This window comes from Bacillus sp. FSL K6-0268, assembly GCF_038005425.1.
In the GTDB taxonomy this organism is placed as follows: domain Bacteria; phylum Bacillota; class Bacilli; order Bacillales; family Bacillaceae_G; genus Bacillus_A; species Bacillus_A thuringiensis_S.
This window is the reverse complement of the sequence record NZ_JBBOTF010000002.1, coordinates 121661-135267: the sequence shown is the minus strand read 5'-3', so window position 1 is coordinate 135267 and position 13607 is coordinate 121661. Positions and strand designations below refer to the sequence as shown.

Genomic DNA, 13607 nt, shown 5'->3' with positions numbered 1-13607 from the left:
CCCATTTGTAAATACTGAGTATATCAAACAGGGGAGGTGAATCTTATGGTCGATCGAAAAATTATTTTAGATACATATAAAAAAGGACCTGAAGCTGTTATTTCTTTATTTGAAGAAACATTTTCTAAGTTAGAAAAACGTATACAAGAACTAGAAAATGCTTCAAAAAAAAACTCCAAAAATAGTCATAAGCCACCTTCTACAGATGGTTTGGGTAAGCCCGTTACAAAAAGTTTGCGCAAACCGTCTCATCGTCAAACGGGTGGCCAGTTGGGCCACAAGGGACATACTCTTGGTTTGACAGCGACTCCAGATCATACGATTACACATTCTCCTACATATTGTACTTGTTGTCATACTTCCTTGAACCACGAGCCTGTAAAAGGGTATCGCATTCGCCAAGTGTATGACTTACCACCTATTCAGATCGAAGTGACAGAACATAAAGTAGAACAGAAAGAATGCCCACATTGCCATTCTATCCAAGAAGCCCAATTTCCTTCGACAGTATCTCGTCCTGTTCAATATGGTCCAAATATAAAAAGACTGATTCCCTATTTAACGCATTATCAATGCATTTCTTTGAAGCGAACAAAAGAATTCTTTCAGGATTGTTTTGGACATTCTATAAGCGAAGGAACCCTGGTAAATCATACACAGGCTTTCGCTTCTCAATTGCAGCCATTCATAAAAGAAGTAAAGGAAAAGATTCTGCAGTCTCCTGTTGTCCATTTTGATGAAACTGGTATGCGTGTAGAAAACAAAACACAATGGTTACATACTGCCAGTACACCGGAGGTGACATTGCAACATATTCATCAAAAACGTGGAAAAGAAGCAATGGATGCTGGAGAAATCTTGCCATCTTTTTCTGGAATTGCGATGCATGATGGTTGGAAATCGTATGATGCGTATACAGATTGTCGTCACGTTTTATGTAATGCCCATCTCTTACGAGATTTACAAGGAATTATAGATAGTACTGGAGAACAATGGGCACAACAGATGCAGAAATTTCTAACGCAAGCGTTGACGATGAAAAAGCAATCCGAAGGTACCATGCCAAAAGCGACGCAAAAGAATCTGTTTATTATGTATCAATCCATATTGAAAGAACAACAGATTCTTTCCACGAAACAAAAGAAGAAAGGAAAGCAGACGCCTTCTCAAAATTTATGGAATCGCTTCGTCAAGTATTCTGACAGAATTCTAGCGTTTTTAGAACATCCAGCCATTCCATTTGATAACAATCAAGCAGAACGGGATATTCGGATGACGAAAGTAAAACAGAAAGTGTCTGGGACTTTCCGAAGTAAGAAAGGCGCAGAATCTTTTTGTCAGATACGAAGCTTTATGAGTACCATGAAAAAACAAAAACAATCGGTCTTACAAGCGATAAACCAAGTCATAGAAACTAGAACGGTTCCTTGGAATAACACGACTTCATAAGAGAATTTCTCTATTTGGCATAGATTCTTTCTCTGATTGGAGTATTTTCTTTTCATGTTTTCGAATCGGAAACATGTATTTGGCCTGTTTTTTTATTTGAAGAAGCTGAGTAGTTACGAAAATACGTGAAAATTGGGATGAAATATTACGTTTAGTTAGCTCTATACGACAAGGAACCGTTACAGCTTCCCTGATTTTAAAAAAATTATCATCTTACCCTAGACAGAATAGTTTATCTATCGCACTTCGTGAAATCGGCCGAATAGAAAGAAGTTTATATATGTTAAAGTGGATACAAGATCCTGAACACAGAAGAAAAGTTCAGGTTGAATTAAATAAAGGCGAAAGTAAAAATTCTTTGGCTAGAGCTGTATTTTTTAATCAATTAGGAGAAATTCGTGACCGATCCTATGAAGATCAATTGCATCGTGCAAGTGGACTTCAACTCATTATTTCTGCGATTGTAACTTGGAATTCTATCTATATCTCTCGTGCAATTGAAACGTTACGGAATAATGGTATTCATATTCCAGAGGAATATATTCAGCACATCTCTCCATTAGGTTGGGAACATATCGCACTTACAGGAGATTATATTTGGAATTTAAATCAAGAATTGAATTTTGAAAACTTACGGCCACTACGGAAAAATAGAATAAAACAAAAATAAAAACACAGGGAAAATTATTTTCTCTGTGTTTTTACCCCTTAATAATATGTAAAAATATTCCTTAACGTACAATTTTCTTTTTTCGGTCGTGTGACCCCTATTGGTCCATTCACACTCCCATATTTGGTAATATGATAGATACTCTTATAGGCCATTATTATCTATATGCAACCAATCTCTTTTAGAACCCCCTAAAAGAGATTGGTACAAACTTACTACCAGTTTTACTTTGGAATAATATTTGCATCTATCACTAATTTTGTAACCCCTTTATCTATAATAGAAGTAATCTTATTGATTTTATAGCTATATCCAGGATTCAATAAGACTTCGAGTTCATTTTGATAACCTTCTAATCCCGATACATAAGCACCTTGCGTTCCCTTTAATACATGTAAACGTAATATGAATTTTCTTGTTGCAAAAGCTCCTACTTTTTCACTGGATAAAGACGTACTCAGAAACCCTAAATTTTCTTTTATTTGTCCTTCCCATTTTTTTTGGAATGCTTTCACATTTTCAGGATTATTAAAATTATAAGCTGGGTCTGTTAAAGACATATCAAATTCAGCCGCACCCATTCTACGATACACTGTGATATCCTCCGGAATCGGTTCCGTTTTTAGCGCCCCTTCTATACTTGTAATTTTTTTATCTAAATCTGGATTAGGGTTTTTTTCCGGCCCTTGCTCCCACAGATATTTATTAATCTCTTTATACTCTTGCCCCAGCATATACCCATTCAAGTTGGTTTTTTGGTCTTCTGTTAAATTCTCTCCCCATGCTTTATACTGCTTCTCTCCCCATTCTTTCGCTTTTGATGCATCATCTTTAAAATCTAAAGGTTCTATTACTGTAGCATCCACTTTTACATATTGTTTCCCCTGTTTCGTTATCACTTTTACATTTTCAGGTTTTATACCATAACCATCTTTCAATAACATATTCATATCAGCAAGTTCTTCGGGTTTATACAACATCGCATGCGTACCGGCTGGTAAATGTAAACAAAGGATAATCGGATTCTTTGCATTTTTCCCACTAGTAAGATCTGTCTTAGTATACCCATCTAATCTATATGTTTGATTTACAATTTGCTCTTTAAATTTGTTTATATTTTCTAACGAAATTTCAGATGGGCTGTCATTTTTGTACAAATTTTCTGAAAAACCAAATGTTTCAGGTGTTTCCTCCTTATATACAGCCATCGGACGAGACAAAGAAGACTTTGTGAATATTTTCTCTACATCCTCAATGGACTTATTTAACGTCGTATCTTGGTCATACTCATACGTATAAATATGATCTTTTACATAGCGGTTCATTTCCTCTATGTTTTTCATATAGTCACGGAGTTTCGTTTTTTCTGTTGATGAGAGTGAACTTTCTACTTTTTTGTATTCGGTGTCTTCCCAACTTTTTACATCTTTTTCTGGTTTTTGATCTAAATCTATTTCATCCGCCGTTACACGCACCGTATTCCCGCCTGCGGATTCAAGGTTCATAGGAAGCGACTGTTGTTGCACTGTGGTTGGCTTCGTTTCAGGTAACACCTGTTCGGCATAGGCTGAAAGCGGCGCCAACAGTACTTGTCCAGCTATCGCGGTTGTTGCTAAAACCTTATATATCGTTCCTTGTTTCATTATTTATATAACTCCTTTCGTCTTACTACCTTCCTACATCGGATTGCTATGACTATCTATAAAGCATGGTTCCCGAATACAGGTCATCCGGCAGATCTTTAGGGAGCGATAGTATTATTATAAACAATTGCTACCTCATAATTTTCATCTGGCAGATCTTTAGGGAGCCAGTCAGCTAGTGATACTTCACCTAGGGCATTCTCACCAGGAGAATCATATACATGTTGTAATACCCCGCTTGAACGACTTGCCACCTGGATTAGAATCTGATGAGCAGATTCATCAGCTGGTAGGAGTGTAATTTTTTTATTTCTTAATTCACTCAATGGCATCTGTAGGCCTATATATTTTAATAGACCACTTAATAGACCAGTGGATTGAAATTGACAAATCATCCCATCAATGGATTGTACTCCTTTAGCTAATGTACCATCTTCAAGAAAATAATAATTATGATTAAATTGAACTGATGGATAGGTATTTTGATCTTTAGCTCTAAACCAGCCACTCGCTGCCGCACCACCATTTTTTTCATCAAAGTAATATTGTTTCCCCTTACTATCTGTAAACCAGCCAGTTTTTTTGGACCCATCATTATTGAAATAATAAGTTTTTCCATCTATATCTTTTTGAATACCCAGTAGTTGATAGAATAAAATATTCATACCTTGCTTTAATTTGGCATGATAGATATTTTCATCCCCTGTCTGGCTCATTTGATTGTGTATCTCATCATATGTTTGACGATCCATCCCAATCCTCATAACTTCTGGATTGACGTTTTGATATATAATCTTATCCCCATCGATTTTTGCTCCTGGAAACGCAGTTTCTACGGCTTCTCCTAAAGTTATTTCTGGTTGGCTTTGCTGGTCATAGTTTGCTGCCTTTCGAGCTGAAATGTACCTTTCTTTCGTATCATTGATCGTACTTATCGTAATAGCTGCTGTTTTATTTTCAATATCGTTCATAACATTTTCCCATTTTTGCGAATCATCCACAATTGCATCTCCATCTGAATTGTATGTTTTGTAGTTTCCAGATGTTTGTGTCGTTTGAATTTGTAAAGGATCACCCTGTTCTATTTGTTGTACCTGGTTATAACTCAACTTAATAGGCTGTGCATTGAAATCATCCATCGTATTCCAAGCAATTGGACCTTGTGTTGTGGACGGATAAAATGTACCAGGGTTTAACACGTTTGCTACTGTATTGGATTTTGCCATAACGGTTGCGATAGTCGGTGCAGAAGAGCCTTCTCCTACAACAAAATTAAGCGTAGGTTTTACATTGTAAATGGGCGCAGTTCCAATATTTACATATCGCACATTTCCATTTAAAAAGGCGGCTTCAGCTGTATTAATTCCTAATGTTTCGCTCCATGATTTTCCATCACTATGCCCACTTGTATTAGAATTCGACTGATCTACAGATACACTCGTCGTATAATCATGAGAATAAGTTGCTGATACAGAAACAGACCACGGATAGCCAGCAGATACAGAGGCCCCTATTGTATTTGACTCCGACGTACTATTTGTAGTGGAGATTCCAACGGTATGACTTGATTCATTTGTTTCCGTCCCCCCTTGATCATGAGACACGTTTTGATTCTTTGTTAGTATCATTTTTTCCATATTGACCCCTACTTTTGGAAAAGCAGCCACAATAGGATTTTTTGCTTCTGATAAAATACCACCATCCACATGATCTAACACTTTATCAGTATCTGTATAAGGGTCTCCCGTAGTATGTTTATTCAGTGGATCCGATTTGTATTTGGTATACCCTTGTGCTTTCAGCGCGTCATCCCATTTTACAATGAGACCGTTTTTCACCGTATATCCATTTATTTCCCAATCATCTGGAATGTTATCATCATCAGAATCGATTGTAACGTCCCCATCATCATCTGCCATGACATTGTTTTTGGATGATATTGTAAATTGTTTAACTTTATCCTTAGAAAAATTAGGTAAGACTAAATTATTTTCTGGCACAACTTCTTTTTCTTTTCCATTCACAGACCACAACATCTCAAATTGTGAAGCTACATTTTCTGCTCCATTTTTATCTGTGTGATATTCTACCGTAATGGCATATGTTTTCCCTTTCTCTAGGGTCATCTTTTCTTTCATGGGAGCATCTTGTACAATTATCTTCCCATCGATTTGAATGGTTGCATGTGAATCATCTGATGTAGAAAATTCATATTCGCCACTTTCACTCGGTTGAATGTAGCCCATCCAACGTACAGATTGGAACTGTTGCTTATCTTTCGATAAGGCCTCCTGTAGCGTTTCTGTATTGAGTTGCGTTTTCCCTGTAGATTGAACTGTAAACATAGTCAAATTGTGAAACGCATCATCTGTATAATAATTTGCTAACAAACCATGTTTCACTTCTTTTGGGTCTTTGGTTTGTTCACTAAGATCCTGTGTAGCTGCATATGAAATCGCGGGACCCATGAGTTGGCTTACTAGCATGGTGGTCGCCAACACTTTGTATATATTTTTTATCTTCATCTTTTACTCTCCCTTCTGTTCGACATGTAAATGAAGAGAACGTGTAGATAACATCCGTCTTCATTTTCAGTCCAATTATAACAAGAACAGGGAAGAACGAAATAAAAGAAAATAACCTTTTATAAATGTAATTTACCGTAATCCAATACTTATATATATAAACAAAGCAACTACACTCCGTTTATCCACGAGGTAAAATGATATGTTAATATAGAATGAATATGGTCTATCGGTTCATTACCTGTACACACAATGCCTTCCTAGGTACAGCCAAAATAAAAATATCGTGATTTTTGAAAGTTTCGGCAGAGATTTTTTACAAATAGTCTGTTCTTACGTTGGTGATTCGTTCATGAACGCAAGCGACTTTGACACGCTGTTTCTTCCAATTGGAAGAGCCTTCTACACGTTTAGAAGGAAACTACTGTGCATCAACCAACTTCTTTTCCAATGTACAAAACCACTCGGGGTTTCCAAATACTTCACCAGTTGAAAGAATAGTAAAGTTTTTTCATCCAACATCAACACCAATAGACGAACCTGTTTTTCTAACGGTTGCACTTTTGTTTCAACAAGAATGAAAACAAAGTATTTCCTGCTTGGATTACATCTAACGGTAGTATTTACAATACTCCCTTCTACTCCTCTTGATTTTGCAAAGCGAACAAGGTCAATTTTCGATCATTTCATTTTGTTGCTCACAACTGTAATATTTCCGTTCGTTTGCTTATTTGTGTAGAATTGAATCTTATTCTTTTTAGACTTGAACCGTGGCATATCATTTTGTGTCTTGAAAAACTGTGAAGAAGCATCTGTGAGGTTTTTAATGTGGATTAAAGAGCAATACTATCCGCTTCTTTTTTTATTAAGTGAGCTCGGCAGAGTAAGAAATATGAATTACTAAAGCGACTGCATCCAATCATTTTAGTAATTCATATTTTTTGTTTCTCATTTGGATAGATACGAATTTTGTATGCTTTATTTACTGACATAGATCGTATCTCGCTTTTTTGTAGGATGATGCCTACAGTATACTTAAAAATGTAGGCTTACGCCCCTCACACGCTTGAGGAAGGAACATTCTATCAGAAAACGATACAAAAGGTTACGTAAGCCTCTCATGGATTTTTATCCAAGGCAAAAAGACGAGAATTCTCTCGCCTCTTTCCATGAATTATGCTTTAAGAAGAAAAATCAAAGGTCAGGAGATAACCTTAACCATATTATAACCTATTTTTGGTATTCTATACAAAAAATAAGGTATTGTTAGTTTCTTTAATTACTTTTTTCTTTCTGTCGGCTTACCCATAAAAGTTAATTGAGCCGAAGAAAATTTTTGCAAAAACTCTAGAAAAAAGAATAGGCATTAGCCTCTAGGTGAGGATATACGAACCGATTTTCCCCCACAAGACTCTTAGTCCTAAATATTAAGAGTAAGATAGGTGAAGTGAAAAAAACCAATTATATTCATATATCCCTATATTATATGTTCCAAAAATCGAATAGTCAGGGATTTTATTTTTAATGGTATTCCCATACTAATCGTCATACATTTATTTACTTAATCGTAACATATATGCCTCTCCTTCTGTATTATTACGCCAAGCTTGAAGCTCTTTTTTAGATACACTTTCAGGCGTAAATTTCAATATACCCGATGTCAGTTCTTTTATATTTAAAATTTCATACACTTTATCATCGACTATAATTAACTTAGATTGCTTTTTTCGGATAGGACCAGCTCCAATGACTGCATCCCCATTTAACTTCACAATAAGTGTATGACCTCCGACTTCAACTTTATCTACATGTTTTTCATCCTTATTTTGATATACGATCCCTTGTTCTGTTGTAATCTCTGGTAAAAATTCAATTGGTTTAGTTGTAGACTGATCTTGTACCATTTGTAACGCATGCATCTTCAGTAATGCTCCCGCAGCTGTTTTACTAATTACTCTGATTTTCCCATCAAACTTTTCCTTGTATATAGCTTTAGATGAGATGTTAGATTCAGATTCAATATTGTGTACTACTGACTGTACATATTCATTGTCCCCGGTTATGAGCATGCTATCAGCACCTCGAAAAATCTCCATGATCTTGTCAAAAAATACACATATTCCTCCTAACAATACTACTACAACAATCCCTGTTACTATCAGTAATTTTTTCATAAAGATATCGCTCCATTTAGTTTATAAAATACATAATTTGAATGATAAATCTAATTTCTGAATAAATACTGATGAAATTTCTTAATGTTTTCTTAACAAAATAAAAAATACGAGCCTTTTAGATAGGCTTCGCTATTATTGCTTGCATATTCACTAGATAAGCAGAAAGAATCGATACAGTATTGTACACTAAAAATTAAAAAACCATAAAGAATTAACCTGATAGCCGTTATATCTGTGCTAAAACCAATCATCGTTCTTCCATCATTATTATACCAAAGGCTCTGCCTATTTTTAGATACCACTTCACTTTAAATAGCCCATCAGAACATACCCTTCTTTGATCTATTTTCCTCTCTCATTCTCGCCTACAGCCCAAGAATTTTAGATTTTACATGTATGTAAATGAAGTAATGACCAAACCGACAGGTATTGTCGATTACCTAGATATTGTTACCGCCCCATTGTATCAAACAAACACCTATTTTCTGTCCCCATCCTCTCACTTATATACATCTTCTTTGATAGTCTTATTGTTTACACATAAGTTGGTCCCTTTTTAATCACACACATACCTATCCAACTGAGAGGCCTCTAACCAATTCTTAATCAAGTGACTATGTAACACGCCTTCTGATTAAGGCGTGAAAAAATCTTATAAGCTTGGCAATTTAATCTTTCCACCGCTGGTAATCGTTGCACCTTTGGAAACATTTTTTCTCATCCAAACTTGATTATTCTCCGTATCCTAAGATGCTATACCTACGTCGATGGATTAACAAGTACATTCCCAAACAGCGCCAATGATCCGCCCGTTGCGCCTTTAGGTCCCGTGGGCCCAGTTGGTCCTGTAGGGCCAACGGGTCCTGTCGCACCTGCATCTCCCTGAGGTCCCTTCATCCCTTGAGGTCCTTGGGGTCCTTGTATACCGCCTATCCCCGGAGGACCTGGGTCCCCTTGAGGTCCCTCTGGTCCTTGAGGTCCTGGATTTCCTTGTAATCCTTGTGGTCCTTGAGGCCCTGGCAATCCCTGCGGCCCCTGTAATCCTGAAAGTCCTGTTGGGCCTATTGGTCCTGTAGGTCCTGGTATACCAAATGATGTAATTGCTGTAATAGAAACTAAGGATAGAAGTATATTAAAAAGTTGATTTTTAACGGCAAGGCTAGAGGGTATTAATTCTGCTATAAAGATAGAAAGTGAATTATATAGAGCTTGTAATAAATTCGCAATTTGACTAACCTCAGGTGCTCCAGCTAACTGATTCACTGTTGTTAAAAGAAGAAACATACTGTATCTAGTCGCATTACGTCCATCTACCGTTGGAAATTGATCTCGTAAAAAGATGTATAATTGGTTTAATGATCCCTGTAATTCTTGACGATTAATAATGTCTGGATTTGCAAAATAAGCTGTGGCAGTCGTTTGTAGAATAGAAAATAAGTTGATGAGCTCCGTTTCTTGTATAGGTGTAATAGGAACAGTTGGTGTAATCATAGGTATTATATTTCCACTCATTTATTTTCCCCCCTTTTATACTGTTTTGTGAATCTGGCAAACAAGAAATATACCCTCCATTGTAAAATGATGTTTCTTGAAATATAGTGGATATATTGTAAATCAAACTATATTCCCCTCCTAATCAGCTTTCGATTCATGTATTCTGTATCCATTTTTGCAAACTAGTGAAACTATCTTTTTGTGTTTGTCAGAGGGAAATATAGCCTGTTTCTAACACCATTCTACATACCTAACATAATTAGTTTTATACGATGTGCAAATAGATCTAGACTGTGTTTATTGTAGGGAATATTAGTGGTTAGGGGTTGGATGTACTTCACTCGAATGAATGAGAGCTACTAGAAAGTGAATCTAGATTAATAAGGGGTTTTAGTAGTATGTCCAGTTTCATATTAATCCCTCTTTTTCATTCGATACTGTATGTTATGAAAAAATATTTTATGTTGTGTTAGATCTTTGTCCAATTTCATTAAAAAGAGTTGAAATTTTTTTCAAATTTATAACAATATAAAAATGGTACCCTTCAACAGCTGGAAATCATACATTGGTACGAGACAAATAAATCATGTAACTATCACATGGTTTTCAGTGGACCTGACTTCTATGAGGATATACACACACTTTACCAATGGGCAAATTATACCTAAAATAAACAGAGAGCTTTTCTCAAAGAATCTCTCTGCATAACGGCTGAGAAAGAAACAAGGTCCTTATTGTCGTTCTCATATATAAAATTGTGCTGGAAGCGCACCTTTTTAGGCGATTAGATAAACGGAGGTTTTATTCTTCCGCTTGTTTCTCTACAAGCTTTCGCAATTTACGCTGTATTTCTTTATCTGGTAGATACGTCAGTACCTGCTCATAATGCGAAATCGCTTTTTCCTCCTGTTTGAGATGTTCATAACACTCACCCAATTGTTTATGTGGAAACCACGTGCGAAAGGCAATTTTATCTTGAGACCAGGAATATGTTACTGGTACTTGGAGAGCCAGCTCATACCAAAACATAGCAGTATGGACATCTCCTTTTCGTAAGAACGATTCTCCTAAACGGCAACAAAATACAGGTTGCGGCATTGCATATGCCAGGGATTGAAATGCCACCTCTTCTTCTTTTTCTATATTTTGTATAAAAAAATAACACGAAGCAAGTTCATTTAGAATAAAGAGCCGGATATCTGGTGCAATACCTGGTGTCTTTAAGTAAGTATTAAATATGTCAATCGCATCCTCGTAACGTTCGTGCATTGACAATTCTCTGCCGTAATGAAATAAATCGTGTGGTGTTAATGTGCCGCCTCGTTTCAGGTAACGTTCATATAAGTCCAAATTCCGTATGGAACGCTCATTATTTGGTGGTTGGTGCGTCACGACAATATCACTGGCCCAAATGGTATCTGTCGAGGGCACTTCAATATGCTCATGCACCACACCCGTCCATCGATATTGTTTTTCTCGCTTGAATAAGCGATGGCGGATGACACTCCCCGTCACATTACCTTGTACATCAAAATCAGCATGGTATTTCATCGATACGGCATCCACACTTTGGTCTAACACATTTTTTAACATCCTCAGCCTGTTCGCCTCTTCTCGCATCAGCACATCGTCTGCATCGAGCCAAAAGATATAATCCATGGTAGCATGTTGAAATGCTTCATTCCGTGCAGCTGAAAAATCATACACCCATTTGAAATCATAGACGCGCTTCGTCCATCTGTTTGCTATTTGTTTCGTCTGATCTGTAGAACCGGTATCCACAATAATAATTTCATCGGGTATTCCTTTTACAGATTCTAGACAACGTTCCAATACATGTTCCTCATCTTTTACAATCATACATAAACTAATGGTAACCATATTTCTCCCCCTCATGGCTTGAGATACTTATCGGGTGTAAAGCGTTTTGTTTCATATATATATGCACAAGAGATCACACCATACATAAAAAGATGTACCTTCTTACGCTATGTAATACACTTTCCCTTCCTACGTACATCAAAACAAACGCTCACTACCTTTCCATCGCCACATGCAAAGATGGTTTCACGATGTTTCTCAAATCCACAGAGGCACTTATATTTTCTGTCTTACGCCTTTTTCTTTTCAGTGTATTTGGGGTATGTTTAACTTGTATAAAACAGACTTACATATTCAACCTTTATACCAACTACTTTCGCATTGTACTCAATGAATTGCACGAGGCGATAGAATGGACAAGTATGTGAATTTTTTCTTTTTTAAAGCGTATTCTTGTATACACTACCGACACACATCCCTGCTGATACAATGGCGAAATTCAAAGGAATGACTTCTAAAAAATAAGAGAGGCATTTCCTCATCTTCAGCCCTTGCCAAGCCTCTGGACACGTTCCAATTTTGTTTCTACTGCTGAAAATGTATCCAGTGAGACAATACAACCGTATGTAGACAGTCAAAAAACGAGGAGTGAAACTGTCTTTCCTATCGTACACATATGCTAAGCAAATTTCAGTTCCCTGTATCGTCTAACCTATACTCTATACTCACTTAGATTACCTTTAAGTATCTTACCGATACCTAATTTTTTTCAAATCATTTCATTTTTTTCATATTCATCTACAAACTTTTTTGTCTTTTTTCTAACTTTATAATTATTTCCAAATGTTTTTTTACGCCATTTTATACTATTACAAAGTTGTAAGAATAGTGTAATAGAATTCGATAGAAATAAACGTAGAGTATGGATAGACTAGAAAAAAGTTGGTAGCCCTACTGGTTAAAAGGGATATCAACTATACATTTTATTTTTTGGAGGAAAATGAACTTGGAAACGTACCTACTATCCATTAAAACTGCTTTTCTTATATTTCTAATTGTTGTCGCTATCGTCTCCATTCCATTTTTATTGTGGCAATATAAAAAATATGGTTATATTCATTATTTTCATACGTTTATTGTGTATTCTTTGTTACTATATGGCATATCCGCATATTGTTTAGTTATCTTCCCTTTACCAGATACGTTCAATACTTGTAGTATACAAAAAGCAGGGATGCAACATTACTCTTTAGTTCCCTTTACATTTGTTGCAGATTTTTTAAGGGAAACGAATATTGTTTGGAATTCTCCCATTACATATAGTAATATATTTAAAGAACGTGGGTTCATACAAGTGACATGTAATATGCTATTATTATTTCCATTAGGAATATATTTACGTTATTATTTCTGTTACAAAATTCTGCAAACATTACTTATTATCAGTTCAATTTCTCTTTTCTTTGAAATAACACAATTAACAGGGGTCTATGGTCTATATAATTGTCCCTATCGTTTATTTGATATTGATGATATCATTCTAAACACTGGTGGAGGCATAATTGGCTTTTACGTCGTTTCGATAATTTTCTATAACAAAAAAATAATATATAAAAATAGTTATATAAAAAACTCTAAAGCCTAAAACCAGCATTTTTTATTAAAATTGAATTTTTTTTTATTTAAGAAGCATGTAGACAACTCTAATACTACAAACCATGTTTTAGAAAATTATGTTAGTCCTTGAACTGGATTTCCAATAGAATCCTTGTTTCATCGTCTAACGTCACGTTCGAAAATTGTATTAAATCTGTTCATTTCCTTTTGA

Annotated in this window: 7 protein-coding genes and 4 pseudogenes; 4 read left to right on the top strand and 7 right to left on the bottom strand. The window is 35.8% G+C overall.

Annotated elements, in window-relative coordinates; all coding sequences use genetic code 11:
• The first annotated feature begins 45 nt into the window (after positions 1 to 45).
• On the top strand, positions 46 to 1449 hold the full coding sequence (gene tnpC / locus MHI28_RS31425) for an IS66 family transposase (protein WP_100910632.1): 1404 nt from the start codon (positions 46 to 48) through the stop codon (positions 1447 to 1449).
• A gap of 121 nt (positions 1450 to 1570) precedes the next feature.
• Positions 1571 to 2119: pseudogene (locus MHI28_RS31420) on the top strand (Tn3 family transposase); the annotation flags it as partial.
• A 224-nt stretch (positions 2120 to 2343) separates the two neighbouring features.
• On the opposite strand, the gene MHI28_RS31415 reads toward MHI28_RS31420, so the two are convergent.
• The 7 genes and pseudogenes from MHI28_RS31415 to MHI28_RS31380 all read right to left on the bottom strand — a co-directional run.
• A complete protein-coding gene (locus tag MHI28_RS31415) occupies positions 2344 to 3762 on the bottom strand; it encodes an ADP-ribosyltransferase (RefSeq protein ID WP_078187774.1) in 1419 nt (472 codons plus the stop codon).
• 98 nt (positions 3763 to 3860) lie between these two features.
• Positions 3861 to 6287, bottom strand: a complete 2427-nt coding sequence (locus tag MHI28_RS31410) for a binary toxin-like calcium binding domain-containing protein (protein WP_340828516.1) — start codon at positions 6285 to 6287, stop codon at positions 3861 to 3863.
• Between the two features lie 319 nt (positions 6288 to 6606).
• A pseudogene (locus MHI28_RS31405) lies at positions 6607 to 7279 on the bottom strand (RNA-guided endonuclease TnpB family protein); the annotation flags it as partial.
• A 561-nt stretch (positions 7280 to 7840) separates the two neighbouring features.
• Positions 7841 to 8461: a lipoprotein BA_5634 family protein gene (locus MHI28_RS31400; RefSeq protein WP_340828515.1), complete on the bottom strand. Its 621-nt coding sequence runs from the start codon at positions 8459 to 8461 to the stop codon at positions 7841 to 7843.
• Between the two features lie 762 nt (positions 8462 to 9223).
• Positions 9224 to 9976 carry a collagen-like repeat preface domain-containing protein gene (locus tag MHI28_RS36250; protein WP_445661799.1) on the bottom strand — a complete coding sequence of 251 codons (753 nt, stop codon included), beginning with the start codon at positions 9974 to 9976 and terminating at the stop codon, positions 9224 to 9226.
• Between the two features lie 783 nt (positions 9977 to 10759).
• Positions 10760 to 11839 carry a tetratricopeptide repeat-containing glycosyltransferase family 2 protein gene (locus tag MHI28_RS31385; RefSeq protein ID WP_340828514.1) on the bottom strand — a complete coding sequence of 360 codons (1080 nt, stop codon included), beginning with the start codon at positions 11837 to 11839 and terminating at the stop codon, positions 10760 to 10762.
• Between the two features lie 233 nt (positions 11840 to 12072).
• Positions 12073 to 12213, bottom strand: a pseudogene (locus MHI28_RS31380) (zinc ribbon domain-containing protein); the annotation flags it as partial.
• Positions 12214 to 12226: 13 nt separating this feature from the next.
• Between MHI28_RS31380 and MHI28_RS31375 the strand changes: the two are divergent.
• Both MHI28_RS31375 and MHI28_RS31370 read left to right on the top strand, forming a co-directional pair.
• Positions 12227 to 12462 (top strand): annotated as a pseudogene (locus MHI28_RS31375) (transposase); the annotation flags it as partial.
• Between the two features lie 323 nt (positions 12463 to 12785).
• Positions 12786 to 13424 carry a VanZ family protein gene (locus MHI28_RS31370; protein WP_340828513.1) on the top strand — a complete coding sequence of 213 codons (639 nt, stop codon included), beginning with the start codon at positions 12786 to 12788 and terminating at the stop codon, positions 13422 to 13424.
• Positions 13425 to 13607: the final 183 nt, after the last annotated feature.